Source organism: Flavobacterium sp. N2038 (assembly GCF_025947185.1).
Taxonomy (GTDB): domain Bacteria; phylum Bacteroidota; class Bacteroidia; order Flavobacteriales; family Flavobacteriaceae; genus Flavobacterium.
Genome location: NZ_CP110001.1, coordinates 1,111,507 through 1,135,328 on the forward strand (window position 1 = coordinate 1,111,507; position 23,822 = coordinate 1,135,328).

A 23,822-nucleotide genomic window follows, 5' to 3' on the forward strand; every position below is an offset into this window, starting at 1 on the left:
ATTCCAATTAAAAAAATCCAAATTCCAATTGTATTGTAGAGATGCACTGCTGTGCATCTAAGGTTAGAATTTAAAATCTGTTTCATCCGTGTATCCCGATAGCTGTCGGGAGTGGCTAATAAACTATACTACATTAGATCAAAATAAAAATGAAAGTTGTAATACAAAGAGTTTCCGAAGCATCTGTAACCGTTGATGGTCAAAAAACAGCAGATATTCAAAAAGGTTTATTGGTTTTAGTTGGAATTGAAGATGCCGATACTCAGGAAGATATTGATTGGCTCGCAGGTAAAATCATAAAAATGAGAATTTTTGGAGACGAAAATGATGTGATGAACTGCTCGGTTCAGGATATTGACGGCGATATAATTGTGGTAAGCCAGTTTACACTTCATGCTTCTACAAAAAAAGGAAATCGTCCTTCTTATATAAAAGCGGCAAAACCAGACTTCGCAATTCCGATGTACGAAAAATTTGTAATGTCTTTGGAAAAAGAATTGGAGAAGAAGGTACAAACGGGAATTTTTGGTGCCGATATGAAAGTCAGTCTGTTAAATGACGGGCCAGTTACCATTACAATTGATAGTAAAAACAAAGAGTAAAAAATAATCAACAAATGTTAAGAATTTCTAAAAATAATATATATTTGGCGAAATTACTTACTAATGAAAACCTCTTTTTTCGCGTTGTTTTTTTGCTTATTTACGCTTGCCTCTTTAGCTCAAAAGAGTGAATATTCTTCCTTAACAATTTCCGATAGTCTTAAGCAAAATGCAGATGCAGTGGTGCGTTTAGACCAAATGGACATTGCGATTGCTTCACAACGAAGCATGAATATTAAAATCCAGAGAATAGTAACGGTTTTAAATGCACAAGGATTAAGCGATATAGAAGCTTATCAGCATTATGATAAGTCGACTACAATAAAAAATATCGAAGCAATTGTTTACGATGCATTTGGAAACGAAATCAAGAAGATTAAACGAAAAGATTTTAAAGATCAAAGTGCTGTAAGTGGTAGTACACTTTTTTCAGATAATCGTGTGATTTACTTAGAATATACACCAATTTCATATCCTTTTACAATTGTTTATACTAGCGAAATCGAAAATTCAAACACGGCATTTATACCAAGATGGTATTTTTTAGGTAGTTACAATTTAAGTGTAGAAAAAAGCGTCTTAAATGTATCTTACCCAAATAATCTCGGATTTAAAAAGAAAGAGTTTCAGTTTTCTGATTTTAAAATACAAAAAACGATTGACACAGATACCAAGTTAAGTTATGCAGCGGTTAATATTTTAGCAAGAAAAGCGGAAGATTACAGCCCATCATCAGATAATCTTTTTCCAAAGGTAATGATGGGTTTAGAAAAATTTCACTTAGAAGGTTATGACGGAACTGCGACAACCTGGGAAGCATTTGGTAAATGGTATGCCGATAATATACTTACAGAAACTACAGTTTTGCCAGAGGAAACCAAGACAAAAATAAAAGCACTTGTGGGTAATGAAAAAGATCCTATAAAGAAAGCAAAAATCATATATGATTATGTACAGAAAAAATCAAGATATGTAAATATTGCTGTGGGTATTGGAGGCTGGAAACCTATGTTGGCAAGTGATGTTGATCGCTTAGGATACGGAGATTGCAAAGCACTGTCAAATTATACCAAAGCACTTTTGCAAGTGGTAGATGTTCCTTCGTACAATACCATTTTATACGGAGATCGTAATAAATCGAATATTCAGTCAGATTTTGTTTCGATGCAGGGAAATCACATGATATTGGCAATTCCTACTGGAGATAATTACACCTGGCTGGAATGTACAAGTCAGGATGATCCTTTTGGTTATCAGGGAACTTTTACCGATGACAGGGATGTTTTGGTAGTAAAACCAGAAGGTGGAGCTATTGTAAGAACAAAAATTTACGAGGATAATGAAAATACGCAAAAAGATAAAGGAGCTTATTCTATCGATGAAAATGGAAATTTCTCAGGTTCAATATCGATAATCTCCGAAGGTTCTCAGTATAGTAAAAAGTACGGAATAGAGCATTTGCAACCTACAGAAAAAGAAAAACATTATAAAGACTACTGGGATAATATCAATAATCTTAAAATTAATAAAATATCCTTTGTCAACGATAAAGAAAATATTCGTTTTACCGAAGATGCTCAGGTTACAGCAGTAAATTATGCAACAATTTTATCCAATAAAATGATGTTTGTTGTAGACGCTTTTAATCAAAATACCGGAAGTGTCAAGCGTATTAGAAATAGAAAAAATCCATTTGAAATTCAGAGAGGTTATCTGGATTCTGATGAAATTGAAATTAATCTGCCGGCTGGTTTTACGATCGAATTTTTACCGTCAAACTTTGAATTGAAAGGAAAATTTGGCGAATATAAAACTGAGATTGTCAAAAAAGACAGTAATAAATTAACCTATAAAAGATCCATGTTTTTAAACAAAGGCAAATATTCTAATAAAGAGTATGATGAATATCGCCTTTTTATGGAACAAGTAGCAAAAAATGATAACGCCAAAATTATACTAACCAAAACCAACTAAGAATTAACCAAAATGAAATTAATTAAACTTTTTAGCCTGTCTGTGATTTTATTAATCGCTCCAAAAGTGATTTCACAGGATTTTAAATTAGGAAAAGTTTCTGTTGCAGAACTTGAACAGAAAATGCATCCTAAAGATTCTTCTGCGGTAGCAGCAATACTTTATAAAAGAGGTGAAGCGAGAATCGAATATGATCAGAATGATGGATTCATTACGGTAACCGATGTTGAAACCAGAATTAAGATTTATAAAAAAGAAGGTTATGATTGGGCAAATCAAAAAGTATGGTATTATAATACTAGTACTTTAAAAGAACGTGTGTTCTTTAATGATGCTGTTACCTATAATCTGGTTAATGGTAAAGTTGAAAAGACAAAGCTAAAAAGCGATGGTGTTTTTGACGAAGTATTAAATAAATACAGAGGGCAAAAAAAGATTACGATGCCAAATGTAAAAGAAGGATCGGTAATAGAATTTAGATATACTATTAAATGTCCAAGTTACAGTATGATCAGAGATTGGGATTTTCAGACCTCAATTCCGGTAAATTATTCGGAGTTTTCCACATATATTCCGGAGTATTATGTTTTTAATTCCAGACAAAAAGGATATATTTTTCCTAAAATAACAACACTTAAAAATCCTAAATCAGTAATTTTTACAAGTAAAGACAGGTCTGATCACGGAAATGTATCCAAAACTACTTTTTCGAACGATAAATTGGAATACCTGGAGAATCAGACTACTTATATAGCGATAGATTTTCCGGCAATGAAAGAGGAAGCTTATATAAATAATATAGATAATTATACCTCAAGTGTTCAACATGAATTATCATTGATAAAGTATCCAAACTCGCCAATGAAACAATATTCGGCAGATTGGAGTTCTGTTGTGAAAACAATATATGATTATGATGATTTTGGACCAGAATTAAATAAAACAGGATATTTTGAAGATGATTTAAAAGCTTTGTTAGCAGGAGTAAATACAACAGAGGAAAAAATTCAGCTGATTTTGAACCATGTAAAAACTAATGTAAAATGGAACGGCTATACAGGCTATGGCTGTGACAGCGGAGTTAAAAAAGCATATAAAGAGAAAACAGGAAATATTGCTGATATTAATTTAATGCTTACAGCAATGTTGCGTTATTCAGGATTGACAGCAAATCCCGTATTGTTAAGTACCCGTTCTAATGGTATTGCTTTGTTTCCTAACAGAACAGCTTTTAATTATGTTATTGCAGCAGTTGAGACTCCAAACGGAAATATTTTAATTGATGCTACAGATAAACTTTCAACTCCAAATGTATTGCCTTTGCGTGTTTTAAACTGGTCAGGAAGATTAATACGAAAAGATGGTACCTCTGATGAAATAGATTTAATGCCAAGTAAAATCTCAAATGATATAATTTTTATGAATTATAGTATTGATCCTGAGGGAAAAGTTACAGGTAAAACCAGAAGACAATGCACAGATTATAATGCTATGCTTGTGAGAGATGTGATTGATGGTGTAAAAGAAGAAGAATATTTAGAAAAACTGGAGAATAATAACAACAAAATTGAAATAAGCGAATACTCAAGATTAAACGAAAAAGAACTTCTAAAGCCAACAATAGAAACGTATTCATTTACAGGAAATAGTTTGACGGAAGTAATTGGGGGTAAAATTTATGTAAACCCGATGTTGTTTTTTACAAATGATAAAAATCCATTTAAACAAGAAGTTCGAGAATATCCCGTAGATTTTAGTTTTCCTTTTGCAGACAAATACAATATTTCAATTCAGATTCCAGATGGTTTTGCAGTTGAAACTTTGCCTGCACCTGTTGCTTATACAATGGAGAATAATTTAGGCAGTTTTAAATTTAATATCGTTGCAACCGGAAATTTACTTCAACTAAGTGTAGTACACCAAATTAACGAAGCTATTGTTTCTACAGAGAAATATGATATGCTTAAAGAATATTATAAAGGAATGGTAGCAAAAGAAACGGAGAAAATTGTTTTGAAGAGGATATAGTAAGATGGAAAGATTAAGTTAATTTTGCTCAAAAATATAATCATGGATTTGAAAAATGCACAACTAGACGTTGATACCTGGATAAAAGAGCATGGAGTTCGTTACTTCAATGAATTGACCAATATGGCACAGCTTACAGAAGAAGTAGGTGAAGTGGCTCGAATTATTGCGCGTCGTTACGGAGAACAGTCAGAAAAAGAGAGTGATAAAAACAAAGATTTAGGCGAAGAATTGGCCGATGTTGTTTTTGTTGTTTTATGTTTGGCCAACCAAACCGGAATCGATTTGCAAGCTGCCTTTGATAAAAAAATGGACTTAAAATCGGTAAGAGATAAAGATCGTCACAAAAACAATGATAAATTGAAATAATTGTGAAATTTCAGTGCGAATTTTGATTTACGGGCGAGGAGTGGTAAATTGCATGCCTGGATTATGTTACTCATAATTCGCAACTCATAACTAATATCATGAATTTAAAATTAAGCACGAATCCGCAATTCACAATTGATGATTCGCAACTAAATATCACAGGTTCTAAAAGCGAAACAAACCGTTTATTATTACTAAAAGCTTTATTTCCAAATATCACGTTAGCCAATACTTCAAACTCAGATGACAGCGAAGTAATGCAGAAAGCACTTCTTGGCAATGACGAAATTGTAGATATTCATCATGCAGGAACAGCAATGCGTTTCTTAACGGCTTATTTTGCTGTAAACGAAGGAAGAGAAGTCGTAATGACCGGATCAAGCAGAATGCAGGAACGCCCAATAAAAATTTTAGTAGAAGCTTTGGCTCAATTAGGAGTTGAAATCTCTTATGAAAAAGAAGAAGGTTATCCGCCAATAAGAATTAAAGGGAAAAAAGTTACCGCTTCAAAAGTTACTTTAGCAGCAAATGTGAGCAGTCAGTATATTTCGGCACTTTTATTAGTAGCTTCAAAACTAGAAAATGGTTTAGAACTTACTTTAGAGGGAGAAATTACTTCAATCCCATATATCAAAATGACTTTGGCTTTGTTGACAGATTTAGATATTAAAACGAGTTTTGACGGAAACGTAATTAAAGTTTATCCAAAAGAAGCGGTAGAATCTAAAGAAATGGTGGTAGAATCAGATTGGAGTTCAGCATCTTATTTCTTTAGTCTTGTGGCTTTGGCTGATGTTGCAAAAATTACTTTAAGCAGTTATAAAGAAAACAGTCTTCAGGGAGATTCTGAACTGGTTTCTCTTTATGAAAAAATGGGTGTGAAAACAACTTTCCAAAACAATAAAATGACTTTGGAAAAAGTGGCAGGTTTTAATTATCAGGATGTAAATTTTGAATTAAACAATACACCGGATATCGCCCAGACAATCGTGGTTACTTGTTTAGGTTTGGGAATCGGATGCTATTTAACAGGTCTTCATACTTTAAAAATTAAAGAAACAGACAGACTTGAAGCTTTAAGAATCGAGTTGACAAAATTAGGCGCAAATATTTCGGTTACAAACGATAGCTTAACTTTGGTGCGTTCTGAAAATATCAATCACAATATACACATTGCAACATACAACGATCACCGTATGGCAATGGCCTTTGCACCGCTGGCAATCAAAGTGCCAATTATTATTGATGATGCAGAAGTAGTTTCAAAATCATACCCGGATTTCTGGAATGATTTAAGAGCTTTAAACTTTCAAATCTCAGAATTATAGCAAATAAAAAATAGCCACAAATTCACGAATTTATATTTTAGAAATTAAGGTTGATAAAATTCGTGAATTCGTGGCGAAAAAATAATTAGTACACAGCCTCTGGTTTCAACCAGAGGTTTTTTTATGCTCATTATGGGAAAACCCGACAGGTTTTTATCCCGAGGCTTCGGGACTGTCGGGTTTAAATAGTTGGTTTGTAAAAATAAAAGCCCCAATTAAATGAACTTATATAACTTATATGGTGAAAAAAACATTTTTATGGTCATCAAACCACCACTAAATCAAGGACTTTTGAAAATAAACGTCAAAACACTTGACAACGCCTATCTCACAATCGTATATTTGCAAGCGATTTAAAATTTTAGATACATAAATCTAAAATTGATATTTTAAAATCTTATACTTCAATATGAAATTATCACACTTCAATTTCAATTTACCGAAAGAACTTTTAGCGGAATTTCCAGCAGAGAATAGAGATGAATCTCGTTTAATGGTAATTGACCGTCAAAAACAAACTATAGAGCATAAAATGTTTAAAGATGTTATCAACTATTTTGATGACGGAGACGTTTTAATTCTTAATAATACAAAAGTTTTCCCTGCACGTTTGTATGGAAACAAAGAAAAAACCGGAGCGAGAATTGAAGTTTTCTTATTAAGAGAATTAAATTCAGAGCAACGTCTTTGGGACGTTTTAGTAGATCCGGCCAGAAAAATCCGTATCGGTAATAAACTTTATTTTGGTGACGACGATTCGTTAGTTGCTGAGGTAATCGATAATACAACTTCTCGTGGTAGAACTTTACGTTTCTTATACGATGGTTCTTATGAAGAATTCAGAAACAAATTGACAGAACTTGGAGAAACTCCAATTCCTAAATACATCAATAGAGAAGTTACTGCTGAAGATGCTGAAAGATATCAAACTATTTATGCAAAAGAAGAAGGAGCTGTAGCTGCACCAACTGCAGGTTTACACTTCTCAAAACACCTTTTGAAAAAATTAGAAATCAAAGGAGTGAATTTTGCTGAAGTTACTTTACATGTAGGTTTGGGAACTTTTAACCCGGTTGAGGTTGAAGATTTGTCTAAGCACAAAATGGATTCTGAAGAATTAATCATCAGACAAGATGCTTGTGATATTGTAAACGATGCAAAAGCAAAGAAAAAACGTATTTGTGCAGTTGGAACAACTTCTATGCGTGCAATCGAAAGTTCTGTTTCTTCTGCAAATACTTTAAATCCTTACGAAGGCTGGACAAATAAATTTATTTTCCCTCCTCACGATTTTAGTATTGCAAACTGTATGATTACTAATTTCCATACACCAAAATCAACATTATTAATGATGATTTCTGCTTTCTGTGGTCACGACTTAATGAAAAGAGCTTACGACGAAGCGATCAAAGAAGAATACAAATTCTATTCTTACGGAGACGCAATGTTAATATTATAATCTGAGTTTATATCAGAATTTCAAAAACCTGTCAGTGATGACGGGTTTTTTGTTTTTTAATGGTTTCATGTTTCAGGTTTCACATTCGTTGAGAAATTTAAACGCAAGGTTCGCAAGGTTTTTTACTCTTGATAACGTTTACAAACGCTAAGTTCGCAAAGCTTTGCGTTCTTTTTTGCATTTTGTAAACACAAACTGAGTAAAAAAACTTTGCGCGCTTTGCGGTTAAACACACAAAGTATATCAACATGAAACATGAAACGCGAAACTTGAAACCTGAAACAAAACAAAACAAACAAAATTTGTTATTTTAGCATCCAAAACAAAAACACAATGACTTTTCAAAATACACGCGAATTTGCACGAGAGCTAGATTCGAAAGACACACTAAACCACTATCAGGAACAATTTATTTTTCCTAAAGTAAATGATAAACGAGTTATCTATTTTACAGGAAACTCGTTAGGATTACAACCTAAACGTACCAAAGCTTATATCGATGAAGTAATGAATGATTGGGCAGAATTGGCGGTAGAAGGTCACTTTTATGCAGAAAAACCTTGGTGGGATTATCAGGAAAGATTTGCAGAACCGTTAAGTAAAATTGTTGGAGCGCTTCCGTCAGAAGTTACAGTAATGAATACTTTGACAGTAAACCTTCATTTATTGATGGTTTCATTTTATCAGCCAAAAGGGAAACGATATAAAATCATCTGCGAAGAAAAAGCATTTCCATCTGATCAGTATATGTTTCAGAGTCAGGTTCATTTTCATGGATATAAACCAGAAGATGCGATTGTAGAAATTAAACGTCGTGAAGGAGAACATAATATTCGTCTTGAAGATGTTTTGGCCAAAATTGAAGAAGTTGGAGAGGAACTGGCTTTGGTTTTAATTGGTGGAGTAAATTATTATACCGGACAAGTTTTTGATATTAAAACCATAACTGAAGCAGGACAAAAAGCGGGAGCAAAAGTAGGCTGGGATTTAGCACACGCTGCGGGAAATATCAAATTAGAACTTCATGACTGGAATGTAGATTTTGCCGCTTGGTGCAGTTATAAATACATGAATTCAGGACCTGGAAATGCTTCAGGCTGTTTTGTTCACGAAAGACATCACAATAATCCTGATTTACCTCGTTTTGCAGGTTGGTGGGGACACAATAAAGAACGTCGTTTTAAAATGGAACCGACTTTTGATCCCGTTCATGGAGCAGGAGGATGGCAAATTAGTAATCTTCCGGTGCTTTCACTGGCGCCATATTTAGCTTCAGTAGAAATGTTTGCTGAGGTAGGAATGGATGCTTTGATAGCAAAACGAGATCATATTACTTCTTATTTAGAATTTATTTTGCATGAAATTGATAAAGAAGTAGAAAGCACTTTTGAAATCATTACCCCATCAAATCCAGAGGAGAGAGCTTCACAATTATCTGTTTTTCTTCATGGTGAAGGAAGAAGCTTATTTGATTATTTAATGAAAAACGGAGTAATTACAGATTGGCGTGAACCAAACGTAATACGTCTGGCCCCAGTTCCGTTATATTGCTCTTATGAAGATATGTACGACTTCGGACAGATTTTGAAAAAAGGAATTTTAGGGAAGTAAAGCTTTAAAAAGAATTAATCTCGCAATCCCGATAGCTATCGGGAGCAGAGACGCGAAATTTTTTATTTAAAGCCACAGATTAAAAGGATTAAAAAGATTTTTTTAATTGCCTCCAGTTTTAACTGGGGGTATTAAGAATGAAATTTGAAAGGCTTTAGCCAAACTATATTCGTTTGGCTAAAGCCTTTTTGTTTTGATCAAATTTTCATCCAGCTAGAGCTGGACACTATTGAACTTACTAAGATAAAATCGCATTTTTTTGTTTCATGCAGTCCCAATAGCTATCGGGAGCAGATTTAACAGATTTTTCGGCAAACTTTCTCAAAGATTAATCCGCTTAATCAGCAAAATCTGCGAGACAAATTTCAGCATATTTTGAAATCATTTTAATCCCTTTAATCTGTAGCAAAATAAAACTTTGTGCGAAATTAAAACATTAAGTCAGCTCCAAAATTACAAGCAAATAAAATTCAAAATCTTCTAATTTTATAAACTTTCTGAAAAATTCTGTAATAATTAATATAGCAGATATTCCGTATTTTGTAGTGTACAATTTTTAAAAACTACAATCATGAAAGGCTTATATATTTTATTAGCAGTAATTCTTTTCGCTTCTTGTCAAAATCAAAGCAAGGAAAATATAAATAAAGCCAAGCAAGCCAGCATTGACTCGATGAAAGTTGAAATTAGTAAACAACGTGTTATCGATTCGATGAAAACAGAAATGGCAAAAATTAAAGAAGAACAAAAAACAGAAGCTCAGAAAGTTGTTGTTGTACATCACAATGACGGAACATCAACTGCTGCAACTACAACTTCCAAAAAGAAAGGATGGAGTTCAACTGCTAAAGGCGCTGTAATTGGAGCCGGAGTTGGTGCTGCAACCGGAGCAATTGTGAGTAAGAAAAAAGGAGAGGGAGCTATTATTGGCGGATTGGCCGGAGCAGGTGTTGGGGCCGGAACAGGTGCAATTATAGACAGTAAGAAGAAAAAAGAATAGGTTTTAAGTATAAATAAAAATGCCGATTTAGGAATTCTAAATCGGCGTTTTGTTTTATGCTAATTCCAATTTTGGAATTTGAATTGCATTTAATTCTGATTTATAAAAACTGAATTGATTTTTCATTCTTTCCTCATCCGTTTTGAAATATAAAGTTGAGGAGAATAAATTTTGATAATATTCTATTCCTTCTAAAATATTCGTTTTAAAAGAATTCCACTTTTTAAGTTGATTGGCTGTAACCTCTCCGGAAATAGTTTCAATTTCATTTCTAAAATAATCAACATACATTTTTAATTCCTTTACAAAAAGGTTCGGACGATCAGTAGTTCTTAAAATCGATTGTCCCTGATATATGTGCAATAACATATCTTTTAGAGAAACTTCCTGATCAAAATAAGCCATGTTTGGTCCTGGGCAAATGACAACACCTTGTGACTGACCTTTTATTTTAATATTATTTTCTAAATAAGAAGCATTTGCTAAACCAACACAAAGACATGATTTTTCAGTTATTTTAATTTTACTGTTTTCAAATTCTTTGGCAGATAAATGGTCTTTACTTTTTTCTAATTCTTCCAGTTTTATATCCTGATATTTTTTTGAAGCGGTGCAAATTCCATGTGGGTCATATTCTTTGCTTAACGCCAGGAATTTCTTCGGACATGAACTTCCGGCTTTGTTTTCGTGAATACGTTTTTGTTTTAAGATTTCGTTTGTTGTTCCATGTAAAGTATTAAACGGAACTCCCAAAGGCGAAATATGACTTAAGTATAAATCGTCTTCTTTGGCATTTATCAATAAATTTCTCGTTTGCTGATCTAGAGAAGTAGCTTCCGGAACTAATAAAAAGGGAGATCCCCAGCCCACAGAGTCAACTTTATAATTGTCTAATAAAAACTCATGTTCTTCTGCAGTTCCAACGCCACCCTGAACCGTAATTTTTAATTCTAAAGGCGTTTCAGGAAAAACTTGATTTTTTAGCTGTAAAGCTTTAATCATTAAATCATGGGCCGATTGTACCAATTGTTCTTTTTTTTGCTTGAATTCTTCTAAAATGGTACCCAATAAGAGTCCATCGGTAGCAAAAGCATGTCCGCCGCAGTTCAATCCGGATTCAATTCGATATTCAGAAACCCAAAGCCCTTTTTTAGCCAGGAAATTTCCCTGAATCATAGCCGATCGAAAATCACTTACTTTTAGAATAATTTTCTTTTTAAGCTTGTTGTTTTCATTTGGAAAAAAATCCCTGAAGTTTTCAAAATAACTGTACAATCTCGGATTCATTCCGGCAGAAAGCACAACAGACGATTCTAAATTACTTTTAGCAAAACCTCTTAATGCTGCATGAGCATCATTGAACTCAATTGGAAGCTGTTCGTTTTTAACAAAATTATCTTTGTCCAGTTTTGTCATGATATTTACATCGATATCTCCGGGAAAAAGATGTGATTCGATATAGTTTTGAATGTTTTCTTTAAAAGCAATTCCGTCATCTAATAAATTTTGAAAGCCTTTTTTAATGTCAGAAGTATTTGGCAGCATCGACATAAAGTTTTCAAGAGCCGTTTTACTTTCTGATAATTCAGTTTTAAAATTTTCGAACTTTTCTTTTACGATTTTGTCAACCAGATTTAAGTAAGAGGTAATTCTTTCTGCCCGATAATCATGAAATTTCTGAGTAATTTCTTCGTAGGGAATATTGAATTTGGTGCTGTAAAAATTACGCATCTTTTCAATTAAGTCGTCATCAGCGATCGAAACAACTGACGAAATCCCATATTGCGCCACTCGAATAGGGCTGTCAATTGTATAGGCAAGACCCATTACCGGTATATGAAAAGTGTGTAAAGGCTTTTTTGTCATTTGTTTTCAAATTAAAATAGAGGCAAATATTGAAAAAAGGATTTTCTTAAAACCTGATAATTATCAGGTTTACGGATTGGTTGCCACGAATTACACGAATTTCCACTAATTTTTATTCGCAGGATTTTAAAAATTAATTCGTGAAAATTCGTGAATTGCTTCGCCAGTTCGCTATCGCTCGAGTCGTGGCGAAAAAAAAATACGAATCAAAAATAACATAGCCCACGGTTTCAACCGTGGGAAACGTATTATGAATATGTATTGTGAATATGTATTGTGAATATTATATTGCGTTCCCGCGGTTGAAACCGCAGGCTATATTGACGTAGATGCGTTTATATCAAAATCTTCTTCAAAGACGCGGCAATGCTTCTCCATAAAAAGTTGTAGAATGATTTTTCCTGAATCCTTTCAAGTTCTACATCGGCGGTTTTGGGTTTGTCTTTCGACTCATTTTTTACGAGTAAATTGATAATTGCTGACTTTAGTCTGGCTTCTTTTTCAGGATGTTTCTTTTGGTATAATTTTACTTTTAAATCGTCGTAATCCAGAGAAGCATTTCCTTTTGAAATAAGATCATTTCCGTAAAAATTGAATCGGTATTTATTAAAAACTCCAGTGAAAGAGGCATTCATATAAGGTTTGCTGAATTGTCCCATAGCTCTGATATCAAAATTTGAAATTAAGCCCTGAATATGAAAACTGTCTTTTTTGTCGAGAACATTAAAATTCCAATCGACATCAAGAGGTGAAGTTTTCATGAAAACACATTTGACTTTAATTTTTACATCATCGGTTTTTTTCAATCCAAAACCACTTTGCAGATTAGTTGCCTGCAAGTTAAATTTATCGAAATTTAAGACTCCGGGGCCTTTTGAAACATCAATTTCTTCTTCGTAAACCAATTTAGATTTCAAAACTTGTAAAGTGTCAATCTGAAGTGGAAATTTAATGTTTCGCAATAAATGATTGTAGAGATATTTTTTGCTCAAATCATCTTTTGGTGTTTTACTGCGATAAATATTGGCATCGAAGTGATTCATCACGACCGAATTTGCTTTGAAATAAAAACGATCATTTTTAAATCCCCAATCCATTTTTGAGATCTGTAACGAATCTAATTTTAGAGTATAAATATCTTTCTCTTTTTCTAATTTTTGAACAAAATCTTTACGGCTGAATTGTGGAAGTGCCGAAAAATTATTGATTTTCAGAAAATTTTTCTCGGTACTTATTTTTCCAATATTGATATGATAAAAAGCACTCGGTCTGTAAAATAAACTGTCGCAGATTAAAGTATACGTTTTATACCGCATCGGAATTTTTTCTTTTAAAGTGGCATCGGTTATTAAAATACCTTCCAGCTTTAAGATGATTTTTTTAATGCTAAATATTGGCTTTTCAGTATCTAGTGAAATAACATCGATAGTTCCGTCATTTAAGTAAATGTTAGAAACGGCAACAATTTTTCGAAAAGGTTCTATGATTTCGCTTTTAATGCTTTTGCTGTTATTTAAAAGTTTTTCACCTTTTTTATATAAAATGACACGTGGTTTATTGATGATGATGCTTTCGGCCTGAATGATATCACGAAAAGCCAGATCCCAAACATTAAAATGCTTTATGTTGATAGATTCAATTCTAGAAAACAATCCGTTTTTACTGTCTTTCGGCTCATTTTTAGGATGTATCAATAAAGTCTGAGCGTAGATATTTCGGGAGAAAAGAGAGACTTCAATTTTTTCATAGTGAATATTGTAAGCCGTTTTGTTTTTCTCATGAATGATAATCGGAAGTTGTTTTTTTATCCAGTAATTCAGGCCAATATTGACCAGAATCACTAAAAGAAACAGAGAAATTACTCCAATTGCTATTTTTTTATAGACAGACATTTATGCTATTAATTTTAAATACATAAATTTAGACTTTAAAAAAAGAATGATATTTACATTATTCTGCAATTTCGTTACATCATTTTAAAAACTTCATCATTTATACCTTTTGCGAAATATGAAAAAACTTAAAAAATTTCTGCTGGTTTTAATCGTTTTAATTGTTGTTTTAGGAATAGGTTTATGTGCCTATATTTTTCATTTGAAACCCAAATACGATGGGGAATTACAATTGAAAAATCTGCAAAAAGAAACCACAGTATATTTTGATGAATATGGAGTTCCACATATATATGCCGATTCTGAAAAAGATGCCATGACGGCCCTGGGGTATGTGCATGCGCAGGAAAGATTATGGCAAATGGAATTGCTTCGTAGAATTGCACCGGGACGTTTGTCTGAAATCTTCGGTTCAGTTGCGCTTAAAAATGATAAGTTTTTCTCTGGAATTGGTATTGAAGAAGCTTCTGCGAAAGCCATTGCTAAACTGGATAAAAATAGCGAAAGTTATAAATTGACACAGGCTTATCTGGACGGAATAAATCAGTATTTGGAAGAAGGAACCACACCAATTGAGTTTACATTGGTTGGTGTAAAAAAAGAGAAATTCACTATAAAAGATGTTTACAATATCTTCGGATATATGTCTTTTAGTTTTGCTATGGCTCAAAAAACAGATCCGTTATTAACTTATATTCGAAATAAATATGGTGCAGAGTATTTAAAAGATTTAGGAATAAATGGAGAATTTAATACAACGCAATTAAAAAGTTCAAAAGATAATATTGAAGAATACACTGCTATTTCAAAATCAATTACAGCTTTATTAGATAAATCGCCGATTCCGCCATTTATAGGAAGTAACAGCTGGGTTGCCGGGCCCCATAAAACTAAAAGTGGAAAGGTGATTTTTGCCAACGATCCGCATATTGGGTTTTCTCAGCCTGCAACTTGGTACGAAGCGCATATTACTACACCGGAACATGAATTGTACGGTTGTTATTTGGCAGGAACTCCGTTTCCGTTATTGGCTCACAATCGTGATTATGCATATGGTTTAACGATGTTTGAAAATGATGATATCGATTTTTATCAGGAGAAAAATAAAGCAGAAGATTCAAATCAGTATCAAACACCAACTGGTTTTGCTGCTTATGAAGTTAGAAAGAAAACAATTAAAGTAAAAGATACGTCAGATGTTGTAATGACTATTAAATCAAGTCGTCACGGACCAATTATGAACGATGTTTTAGATCATTTAGATAAAAAGAATCCAATAGCAATGTCATGGACGTATACCAGAGAGCCAATTCAGATTCTGGATGCAGTTTACGGACTTTCGCATGCAAAAGGCAGGGATGATTTTAGGAAAGCGGTACAGCTTGTTGCTGCGCCGGGACTTAATGTTATGTATGGTGATGCAAAAGGAAATGTGGCCTGGTGGGCGACGGGAAAATTGTATAAACACAATCAAGGTGTAAACACGCATTTAATTCTGGACGGTTCCAGCGGAAAAGAGGATATCGCAGAATATTTAGATTTCTCCAAAAATCCTTCGGCTGAAAATCCTGAATGGGGTTATGTATATTCGGCAAATAATCAACCCGAAGCGATTGATGGTTATTTATATCCGGGATATTATCTTCCTGAAGATCGTGCTAAAAGAATTTCAGGTCTAATGAATGCGAAATCAGATTGGGATAAAGAAGCGATTAGCAAAATGATTTATGATAATACTTCTGACGTTGCAGTTGGAACGGTTCAAAATCTAATTTCAAATATTGATCTTAATACTATTTCACCAGCAGAAAAAGAAGCTGTAACTATTTTAAAATCATGGAAAGGAACAACAAATCTTGAAGATGTTGGGCCAACGATTTATAATAAATGGGTTTACCTCTATTTAAAAAATACTTTTGAAGATGAAATGGGTGAAGATAATTTTGATTTGTTTTTAGGTATTTCTATTGGAAAACAGGTAATTGCGAATCAGGTTAAAAGCGAAAATTCGGTTTGGTGGGATAATGTCAAAACCAAAAATGTAAAAGAAACCAGAAAAGATATTGTTTCAAAATCATTTCATGAAGCCATTTCTGCACTTCAAAAACAATTAGGAACGACAATCACCGACTGGAAATGGGGAGAAGTACACACCGTTGAACACGAACATCCGTTAGGGAAAGTCGCAGCACTTCGTGGTCTGTTTAATGTTGGTCCTTTTGCTTCGCCAGGATCAAATGAAGTGATTAATAATTTATTCTTTGGTTTAAATAAGAAAGGAAAGTATTATGTAAAAGGAGGGCCTTCAACCAGAAGAATTGTAGATTTCTCAGATATCGAAAATAGTTGGAGTATTTTGCCAACAGGTCAGTCCGGAAATCCATTCAGCAAACATTACCAGGATCAGGCTGTAATGTACAACGAGGGTAAATTCAGAAAAATGAAATTGAATAAAGAGGAAATTATAAAGACATCGACGAAATTGGTTTTAAAACCTGTGAAGTAGTTTCAAGTTTCAGGTTTCAAGTTTCAAGTTTTAGCTTAACTCCAAAATAATAAAAGGTTCAAAGGTTTCTAATAAAAACCTTTGAACCTTTGTTGCTTCGTCTCTTTGAACCTTATGTAAAACCTTTACTTAGAAATATACTTCCCCAGAACAATATCATTTGCAAAAATGTTCAGATTATTAACAAGGGCTTTATTTGCAGTCATAACATTTTTAGTTTGATAGGCAGTATCTTGTTCATATGCTTTTAGAAGCGTTTCTAATTCTACTTCATCATAAAAAGCAAAAGAATTATAAATTGCGTCTCTAAAGTTTTTATAATTGATGCTTTCAGTAATTTCTATTGCTTTTTGTTCGTTCCAGCCTTCTTTGGCAGAAGCCTCATTAATTTTAGTTAAGCAAAAATCAATTACATAGGTTTTATAATGTGCAGCTTCGACAATTTTGTCTACGATAATTTTGTTTTGCTGTGTTGGCATTGCCGGTGGCGGATTGTTTTGCGATAGAGATTTTGAAGAAATAAACAGGCATAAAAGCGCACACAGAAAGCTGTGCTTTTTTAAATTTTTCATAGGTTATTCATTTGTTTTTGGGAACGGCTAAAGTAGTATTTTTTATGATAAATCTTCAGGTTTGAATGTTACAAGTTATAACAAAAAACTCCGATAAGACAGTTTTAAAGCTGCCTTATCGGAGTCTGTTGAACAAATTATAATTTGTTTATTTTTTCGAAAGTTCTGCTAAAACTTTTTTTCCGTTTTCATTTGATGGATCAAGTTCGACTGATTTTGAATAATTTTCTGTTGCCAGTTTTTTATCTCCATCGGCTAAATAAGCTTCACCAAGGCTATCATAAGCATTTCCTGATTTTGGGAATGCTGCTACGTTAATTTTAAAAATTTCAATTGCTTCTTTCTTTTTTCCATTGCCTAGTAATTGATAACCCGCACTGTTCATTTCGTTTTCTTTTATGCCGTATGTTGGGTCATTCTTCAGTTTTTTATAAAGTTCTGTACCAGCATTTACGCCTTTCTCTGAAAAGGAATCTAAAAGATCAAGTGCCAATGATTTTTTGGGCTGATTAAATGGCTGGTTGTATAAAATAGCTCGGATTGCATCATTCATTTCGCCCAAAACTGTTCCTCCGGTATTGTTTAATAAAACGACTAAATTTTTATCAGCAGGAATTCTAGAAATAATAGTATTAAAACCATTGATGCCACCACCATGCTCTACGATTTTTAGCTTGCCTTTATTTCCATTATCAGCTTCGCTTAAAAACCATCCATATCCATACGAATCGTCCCATGCCTTGATATAAGGTTTGAATAAAGATTCCATTGATTTTTCTGAAAGTAATTTAGTAGTATACAACGCCTGATCCCAAAGATATAAGTCTTCAACAGTAGAATATAATGATCCTGCTGCATATGGAATACTCATGTCAATGTAAGGGGCATTGATAATGTTTTTACCGCGTTTTTCATATCCAGCCGCTCTGTTTTTTAAGATAATATCACTATGATCAAAACCGGTGTTGACCATTTTTAGAGGTGTAAGGATAATTTCCTGTAAATACTGCTCATATGATTTGCCTGTAATTTTTTCGATAATATATCCCAATAAAAAATAGCCGGAATTACTGTAATTGAATTTTTCGCCTGGTGCAAATTCAAGTGGTAAACTAGAAAAAGTCTTTACAAAATTTTCGGGACTAGATGGGTTTCTGCTTTTTTCTTTTAAGAAATTAGGATCACTAGTGTAGTTTGGAATTCCTGACGTATGAGTCAATAAATGATGAATCGTGATTTTGTCCCCGTTTGCTTTTGGATAATCCGGTAAATAAGTAGTGATTGGAACATCAAGTTTAATTTTTCCTTCTTCGGCCAGCTTTACAATTAAGAATGCTGTAAATTGTTTTGTAATAGATCCTAATCTGAATTTGGTATCAGGCTCATTTGGGATATTCCATTCCATATTAGCAGAACCAAAAGCTTTTTTAAAGATGACTTTTCCATTTTCAGCTACCAGAGCCGAACCATTAAATTGACCATACTCAGTATATTTACTCAAAAGCTGTTCGATTTGCTTTGCTTTATCTTGAGCAAAAGTGGTTAGTGTAAAAAGTTGCAGCATTACGCACAGTGCGATTAGTCTGATTGGTTTTTTCATAATAATGGTTTAAGGATTAATGAAATAATTTGTTCTTGATTGATGATTGAAACTTTGTAACAAATAGACTTTTAGTATATTTTGTGTGAATTTCTAAATTGAATCTATAGGTTCTAAAGTATTAGACGATCGATTTACGATTTGGTTTCAATATCAAAGATTTTTTTTCCATTTTCTCCTAAATAATGCTCAAGTATCTTTTCATAAACTTTATATCCGCCGTCAACATTGGTAAAAATAATAATGCCCTGTTTTGTTTTTGGCAATATAAATACGATGGTTTGTACACCTTTGTCTGCGCCGCCATGCGATAGGGCATAATTTTCATTTCCTAAATCGTAAATTTCAAAACCTAAACCAAAATATTTGTTTTCTTTTGTTTTTATCTGGTGAGCGTTCATTTCGTCAAAAACTTTCTGGCTTAAACCATCACTATTCATAACACTGCATAAAAAAGTTCCATAATCCTGAATAGTAGTCAATAAATCGTCGGCAGCATTTGCTGTTTTGTTTTTAGTCGGTTCATATGCATTTCCTTTGTTATCATAGTTAATAGCGTATCTTGAAAGATCTACTTTATTATTCCAGATAAATTGAGTGTCATTCATTTTTAGCGGTTCAAAAACTAATTCTGATGCTAATTGATCCAGCGTTTTATGAAATTTCTTTTCCAAAGCTTTTCTTAGGTATTCTAAGCCTTCACCGGAATATTGATACTGAGTTCCCGGTTTAAATTTAAAATCCAGTTTACCTGATTCATTCATGAATCTCCAGTTTGGGAAACCAGTCTGATGGCTCAGAATAATTCGTGTAGTAAGTAATTTGTTATTAGAGTCATTTGCGATATCAGGATCTGTCCAGTATTTGTATAGAGGCTCGTCGAGATTCCATTTTCCCTGACTTACTAGTTTAAGTGCCACAATAGCTGTTACAAGTTTTGTCAATGAAGCAACATTCCAGATGGTATTATACGGCGCTGCAACCCCTTTTTTTAGTTCCCCATAAACATTAACTTCTTGTAGTTTTCCATTATTGATTATTCCAATTCCTAAAGTCGGGATGTTGTTTTCCTGAAGCCATTTCTCTATTTCTTTTTTATTCTCAAAAATGGAAGGCTGATCAGGAGTTGTATTGCTAGATTGATGATCGTAACTTAGAGATCTTTTTAGTTTCCATTCATTGTTTTCCAAAACCCAGACATGCGTAAATCGTGCAGTATCGCCCAATGTTTCATTTTTCTTTAACAGAGGTTCATTCTTTTTTGCTGAAATTTCATAAAAGCGATGAACTCCGGTTTGGATCGCAGCATACAAAACCCCTTTTTTATATAATGGATAAATTTGAGTACTTCCCGGAACTAATTCTCTTCGGGCTCTGTAAGTTTCGGGAGATTTACATAATCCATTTTTGAAATTATATAAAAATTCTGCTTTGTTGGAGATGCCATCACGATCATGAAAAAATTCAAATTGATCACTGTATAAGTTTTCAAACTGAGAAACATCACAGGTATTAAAGCCTACATTAAAAAGCAGGCTGTCTCTTGACATAATAGTTTTATACAATTCGGAGTTTTTTTCTTCCTGTGAAGAAACAGTTTGATTGCAGAATAATAAGATTCCAAGTAAAAGGATCTTTAGTGGAATAAAAATAAGATTGATGATTTTCATTTGATGACTGAATGATAATTAATGATTTTGCAATATTACTTCACTCAAAAATAGCAAAATTGTACAAATGCGAAATTTCATCTTTTTTGAGAAAGAAAATACAAATCGGGATTGAACGTTTTTGGAGTTGATTTAGTTACATCCTTGAATTTTCTGATAAAATGGGATTGATCAAAGTATTTATTATAAAGTGCCACATCAGTTAAACTGAGTTTCTCAAGATCGGCATTTACCATTTGATCTACAGATTTTCTGAATTTTAGAATCTGAATATATTTTTTGATTGTTAATCCGGTTGCCGATTTAAATTTAATTTGAAGTAAGCGCTGCGATAAATTTAAAATTTTTCCGAGTTCAGAAACCGAAATTTCTTCTTGCTGATTTCGAATTATTTCGCAGATTTTTTCAATTGTATTTTGATTAGGATTTAAATGATTAAGATCTTCAAAAAAACGATTTATTATAATTAATACTTTTTCAATATCAGAATTTGATTGTAATGTAAAAGGCAATTCTGCAGTATCTAAATTAATAATTGAATCTGTAAACTTACTTAGATCATATTTTGGAAACATTGAAAGTGTCCAGGCGTGCAGTTGAATTATAGTAACCTTAGTTCTGGGTTGAATATTAACCAGGACTTTATTGGTCATTTGCGAGCAAAAATAAATTCCTTCCGGCATTTGGTATTTATTTTTGCTTGTGTGAACTTCTATTGCATTCCCGTTTACTAAAGCCAGATTAAAACAACCGTTTGGTAAAACGAGTTTGTTTTCTATTAGACTTTCGCCAAAGCTGTTATCCAGACACCAAATTTTACAGACAAACCTTTCAGATTTTTCGTTTACATATTGTTCTGAATATAATTTCATTTAAACTGAATTTAACTTTAAAAATTAAGAGCTGTCGTTTTGTTTCAAATTTAGTCTAAAAAGATTAAACAAATTAACCTCGAAATAATATAAAAATGGTTTCATATTAGAAACTGAAACGTAATTAGAAGAATAAAGATCTTGGTTGTCTGATGATTATATAATTTTGAGTGGCTTTTTATTTATTATCAATTTCATATATAAATATCATGAAAAGAAAACTTCCATATCTGCTATTATTGTTGCTTTTTATTTCAGCTTGTAAAAAGGAAGAAAAAACAGAAACAGCAGTAAATCAAATTGCAACGAACTCTAAAACTAGTTTTCGGCCTGAAAATGTAAAAGAGAAAATACAATATCAAAGGGCTGTTGATGTTGCTATTTGGGGAATTCCCGCAGTTAATTTTCAACTTATGTACAAAGAGATGGAGAAAATTAACGGATCATATAATCAAATAGTGTATTGGCCGGGATTATTAACCTGGAAGAACCAGACACTCACCCCAAATCCGGATGTTATTTATCTGATGCCTTTTTTTAATACCGAAAAAGGACCTGTAGTGCTTGAAATTCCCCCTGCTGATAATGGTGTTTTTAACGGAAGTGTTATGAATTACTGGCAGGCAGCGATCGAAGATGTTGGGCCAGGTGGAATGGATAAAGGAAAAGGAGGGAAATATCTTATTCTTCCCCCGGATATGATAAAAGCAAAATTCCATCAGGTTATTTTGTAATGCAGTCTGATACGTATCGTGGTTACGCACTTTTGCGCTCTGTACTTAAAAGTGGCAGCCAGGCCGATGTAAAAACTGCTGTAGAGTATAGTAGAAGAGTTAAGTTATATCCATATTCGGAAGCCACCAAGTCGCCTAAAACTATATTTGTTGACGCGACTAAAGCAGAATATGATTCTACGATCAAATATGATGACAGTTTTTATCAGACCCTAAACGATATTGTACAGCAAGAACCTTTTTTAGAACGTGACAGGGTTATGATTGACGTTTTAAAAACGATAGGAATTGAAAGAGGAAAAAGCTATAATCCTGATGAAAAAACGAAAGAACTATTTAAAGCTGCTGTCAATGAGGCCAGAGATTGGCTATTATATAATTACGAAAAGACCAAACCTTTTTATGAAGGCAGTCAATGGTTTTTTCCTGCCAGTGAAGAAAATATAAAAAGTGTTAAAAGTTCTTTTCAGCTACGGGAAATTTACCCAATTGATAACAGGGCAGTATGTTATATGATTGCATTTTTTAGCGCAAAACATCTGGGTGAATCTCAATATTATTTAATGACCATCAAAGATAAAGATGGCGTTTTACTGAAAGGAAATGCTTCGTATCGTGTAACTGTTCCTGCAAATGTACCGGTAAAACAATATTGGTCAATGACTGTTTATGATCGTGAAACTCATGCTTTTGTGAAAAATATGAAATGGGCCGGGCGTTCTTCGCAAACTCCGGAATTGAAAAAGAATGAAGATGGAACTGTAACGTTATATTTTGGGCCAAAAGCACCACCGGAAGGCGAAAGTAACTGGATACCAACAGATCCTAATGGAGATTTTGAAATCCTTACAAGATTTTACGGACCAACAAAAGCTTTGTTTGATCAGTCCTGGAAATTGACCGATTTGGAAAAGATTAAATAGAGAAAGCAATGATAATTAAAAAACCGATTTTTGGCCGTACCGTGTGAACACAAATAGTATAGATTAATTTTGAACTCGAATTGCACGAATTTGCACAAATTTTAATAGGTTGACCTTGTTTGTGAAATTAGTTTCACAAACAAATTAGTGATAATTAGTGTTATTTTTTATGCTTGTGTCCACACGGTAGGTTTTTGACTGAGTTTTTATTTTTTTATAAATCTAGTGAAATGGATTTTAGGTATTTATTTATAGGTAACATTGGCTGCATTAATTTTTAATGAATTGACCAATTCTTTAAAAGAGGTAAGATATTTGTTGAATTCCGTACTATCCTTTGCAGAAAGAACAGCAGTAATAATTGTAGTTTTTGATTCAATAACAAGTAAAACTTCTTCTTTAGAATCTGGATATATATAGGAAACAGGTTTGTAACGTCCAGTCAAAAAATCCCCGGATTTTAAATTCTCAAATTTTAAATTTAACTCGCTAATCTTTATTTTGGGAATGTCATTTTTTAAGCCTGAATTATTTCCTTCAATCCATAAATCCATATCAGGAGGTGATTGGTAATCTAATCCGTAAACATACATATAGGTATTATCGCTAACATTTTTTTCGTCAGGTTTTATTAAAAAGGGGATTTGCTCATTCTCAACCTGAATCCAATTTTTTGGAATATTTAGCATTATTAAATGTTTATTACCAGTCAATAATTTTGATTGTGCATAAAAATTGAAAGAAACCAGAATAAAAAACAGGCCAAAAAAGGTTTTACGGTTCATGAGTTTTTGAAAATTATATCAAGCTAATGTA

General features: G+C 33.0%; 18 protein-coding genes. 11 read left to right on the forward strand and 7 right to left on the reverse strand.

The window, feature by feature from the left end; translation table 11 throughout:
* The first annotated feature begins 149 nt into the window (after positions 1-149).
* The 8 genes from dtd to OLM51_RS04985 all read left to right on the forward strand — a co-directional run bounded on the left by dtd (position 150) and on the right by OLM51_RS04985 (position 10,371).
* A complete protein-coding gene (dtd, locus tag OLM51_RS04950) occupies positions 150-602 on the forward strand; it encodes a D-aminoacyl-tRNA deacylase (protein ID WP_264553287.1) in 453 nt (150 codons plus the stop codon).
* Positions 603-665: 63 nt separating this feature from the next.
* Positions 666-2,576 (forward strand): DUF3857 domain-containing protein, encoded by a 1,911-nt coding sequence (locus tag OLM51_RS04955; protein ID WP_264553288.1) that lies wholly within the window; start codon positions 666-668, stop codon positions 2,574-2,576.
* Positions 2,577-2,588: 12 nt separating this feature from the next.
* The gene (locus OLM51_RS04960; RefSeq protein WP_264553289.1) at positions 2,589-4,604 is read left to right on the forward strand and encodes a DUF3857 domain-containing protein; all 2,016 of its coding nucleotides are present in this window, start codon (positions 2,589-2,591) and stop codon (positions 4,602-4,604) included.
* A 42-nt stretch (positions 4,605-4,646) separates the two neighbouring features.
* Positions 4,647-4,973, forward strand: coding sequence for a nucleotide pyrophosphohydrolase (locus OLM51_RS04965; RefSeq protein ID WP_012022600.1), 327 nt, complete (start codon positions 4,647-4,649; stop codon positions 4,971-4,973).
* A gap of 98 nt (positions 4,974-5,071) precedes the next feature.
* Positions 5,072-6,301, forward strand: coding sequence for a 3-phosphoshikimate 1-carboxyvinyltransferase (locus OLM51_RS04970; RefSeq protein ID WP_264553290.1), 1,230 nt, complete (start codon positions 5,072-5,074; stop codon positions 6,299-6,301).
* Positions 6,302-6,710: 409 nt separating this feature from the next.
* Positions 6,711-7,760: a tRNA preQ1(34) S-adenosylmethionine ribosyltransferase-isomerase QueA gene (gene queA, locus OLM51_RS04975; RefSeq protein ID WP_264553291.1), complete on the forward strand. Its 1,050-nt coding sequence runs from the start codon at positions 6,711-6,713 to the stop codon at positions 7,758-7,760.
* 333 nt (positions 7,761-8,093) lie between these two features.
* Positions 8,094-9,371 (forward strand): kynureninase, encoded by a 1,278-nt coding sequence (gene kynU, locus OLM51_RS04980; RefSeq protein WP_264553292.1) that lies wholly within the window; start codon positions 8,094-8,096, stop codon positions 9,369-9,371.
* A gap of 571 nt (positions 9,372-9,942) precedes the next feature.
* On the forward strand, positions 9,943-10,371 hold the full coding sequence (locus OLM51_RS04985; RefSeq protein ID WP_264553293.1) for a YMGG-like glycine zipper-containing protein: 429 nt from the start codon (positions 9,943-9,945) through the stop codon (positions 10,369-10,371).
* Positions 10,372-10,425: 54 nt separating this feature from the next.
* Here the strand turns inward: OLM51_RS04985 and OLM51_RS04990 are convergent, their stop codons facing one another.
* Together OLM51_RS04990 and OLM51_RS04995 are read right to left on the reverse strand one after the other, a co-directional pair.
* Positions 10,426-12,237: a hypothetical protein gene (locus OLM51_RS04990; protein WP_264553294.1), complete on the reverse strand. Its 1,812-nt coding sequence runs from the start codon at positions 12,235-12,237 to the stop codon at positions 10,426-10,428.
* Between the two features lie 335 nt (positions 12,238-12,572).
* Positions 12,573-14,129 carry a hypothetical protein gene (locus tag OLM51_RS04995; protein WP_264553295.1) on the reverse strand — a complete coding sequence of 519 codons (1,557 nt, stop codon included), beginning with the start codon at positions 14,127-14,129 and terminating at the stop codon, positions 12,573-12,575.
* Between the two features lie 118 nt (positions 14,130-14,247).
* Here OLM51_RS04995 and OLM51_RS05000 point away from each other — a divergent pair, with 118 nt between their 5' ends.
* Positions 14,248-16,635 (forward strand): penicillin acylase family protein, encoded by a 2,388-nt coding sequence (locus OLM51_RS05000; RefSeq protein WP_264553296.1) that lies wholly within the window; start codon positions 14,248-14,250, stop codon positions 16,633-16,635.
* 125 nt (positions 16,636-16,760) lie between these two features.
* On the opposite strand, the gene OLM51_RS05005 is transcribed toward OLM51_RS05000, so the two are convergent.
* The 4 genes from OLM51_RS05005 to OLM51_RS05020 form a co-directional block, all read right to left on the reverse strand.
* Complete coding sequence (locus OLM51_RS05005) at positions 16,761-17,207, reverse strand: hypothetical protein (RefSeq protein ID WP_264553297.1); 447 nt, start codon at positions 17,205-17,207, stop codon at positions 16,761-16,763.
* Between the two features lie 148 nt (positions 17,208-17,355).
* On the reverse strand, positions 17,356-18,807 hold the full coding sequence (locus OLM51_RS05010) for a serine hydrolase (RefSeq protein ID WP_264553298.1): 1,452 nt from the start codon (positions 18,805-18,807) through the stop codon (positions 17,356-17,358).
* Between the two features lie 134 nt (positions 18,808-18,941).
* Positions 18,942-20,477, reverse strand: coding sequence for a class A beta-lactamase-related serine hydrolase (locus OLM51_RS05015; RefSeq protein WP_264553299.1), 1,536 nt, complete (start codon positions 20,475-20,477; stop codon positions 18,942-18,944).
* A gap of 77 nt (positions 20,478-20,554) precedes the next feature.
* On the reverse strand, positions 20,555-21,349 hold the full coding sequence (locus OLM51_RS05020) for a helix-turn-helix domain-containing protein (protein WP_264553300.1): 795 nt from the start codon (positions 21,347-21,349) through the stop codon (positions 20,555-20,557).
* Between the two features lie 209 nt (positions 21,350-21,558).
* Between OLM51_RS05020 and OLM51_RS05025 the strand changes: the two genes are divergently transcribed.
* Positions 21,559-22,083, forward strand: a complete 525-nt coding sequence (locus OLM51_RS05025) for a DUF1254 domain-containing protein (RefSeq protein ID WP_264553301.1) — start codon at positions 21,559-21,561, stop codon at positions 22,081-22,083.
* Complete coding sequence (locus OLM51_RS05030; RefSeq protein WP_264553302.1) at positions 22,083-23,006, forward strand: DUF1214 domain-containing protein; 924 nt, start codon at positions 22,083-22,085, stop codon at positions 23,004-23,006. The genes OLM51_RS05025 and OLM51_RS05030 overlap by 1 nt, the downstream gene beginning before the upstream one ends.
* Positions 23,007-23,251: 245 nt before the next feature.
* Here OLM51_RS05030 and OLM51_RS05035 read toward each other — a convergent pair whose 3' ends face one another.
* Positions 23,252-23,791, reverse strand: coding sequence for a hypothetical protein (locus tag OLM51_RS05035; RefSeq protein ID WP_264553303.1), 540 nt, complete (start codon positions 23,789-23,791; stop codon positions 23,252-23,254).
* Positions 23,792-23,822 lie beyond the last annotated feature (31 nt).

Bases quoted from the DNA above. Each gene is read 5' to 3' on its own strand.
- dtd (WP_264553287.1), top strand. From the start codon at position 150: ATGAAAGTTGTAATACAAAGAGTTTCCGAAGCATCTGTAACCGTTGAT.
- OLM51_RS04955 (WP_264553288.1), top strand. From the start codon at position 666: ATGAAAACCTCTTTTTTCGCGTTGTTTTTTTGCTTATTTACGCTTGCC.
- OLM51_RS04960 (WP_264553289.1), top strand. From the start codon at position 2,589: ATGAAATTAATTAAACTTTTTAGCCTGTCTGTGATTTTATTAATCGCT.
- OLM51_RS04965 (WP_012022600.1), top strand. From the start codon at position 4,647: ATGGATTTGAAAAATGCACAACTAGACGTTGATACCTGGATAAAAGAG.
- OLM51_RS04970 (WP_264553290.1), top strand. From the start codon at position 5,072: ATGAATTTAAAATTAAGCACGAATCCGCAATTCACAATTGATGATTCG.
- queA (WP_264553291.1), top strand. From the start codon at position 6,711: ATGAAATTATCACACTTCAATTTCAATTTACCGAAAGAACTTTTAGCG.
- kynU (WP_264553292.1), top strand. From the start codon at position 8,094: ATGACTTTTCAAAATACACGCGAATTTGCACGAGAGCTAGATTCGAAA.
- OLM51_RS04985 (WP_264553293.1), top strand. From the start codon at position 9,943: ATGAAAGGCTTATATATTTTATTAGCAGTAATTCTTTTCGCTTCTTGT.
- OLM51_RS04990 (WP_264553294.1), bottom strand. From the start codon at position 12,237: ATGACAAAAAAGCCTTTACACACTTTTCATATACCGGTAATGGGTCTT.
- OLM51_RS04995 (WP_264553295.1), bottom strand. From the start codon at position 14,129: ATGTCTGTCTATAAAAAAATAGCAATTGGAGTAATTTCTCTGTTTCTT.
- OLM51_RS05000 (WP_264553296.1), top strand. From the start codon at position 14,248: ATGAAAAAACTTAAAAAATTTCTGCTGGTTTTAATCGTTTTAATTGTT.
- OLM51_RS05005 (WP_264553297.1), bottom strand. From the start codon at position 17,207: ATGAAAAATTTAAAAAAGCACAGCTTTCTGTGTGCGCTTTTATGCCTG.
- OLM51_RS05010 (WP_264553298.1), bottom strand. From the start codon at position 18,807: ATGAAAAAACCAATCAGACTAATCGCACTGTGCGTAATGCTGCAACTT.
- OLM51_RS05015 (WP_264553299.1), bottom strand. From the start codon at position 20,477: ATGAAAATCATCAATCTTATTTTTATTCCACTAAAGATCCTTTTACTT.
- OLM51_RS05020 (WP_264553300.1), bottom strand. From the start codon at position 21,349: ATGAAATTATATTCAGAACAATATGTAAACGAAAAATCTGAAAGGTTT.
- OLM51_RS05025 (WP_264553301.1), top strand. From the start codon at position 21,559: ATGAAAAGAAAACTTCCATATCTGCTATTATTGTTGCTTTTTATTTCA.
- OLM51_RS05030 (WP_264553302.1), top strand. From the start codon at position 22,083: ATGCAGTCTGATACGTATCGTGGTTACGCACTTTTGCGCTCTGTACTT.
- OLM51_RS05035 (WP_264553303.1), bottom strand. From the start codon at position 23,791: ATGAACCGTAAAACCTTTTTTGGCCTGTTTTTTATTCTGGTTTCTTTC.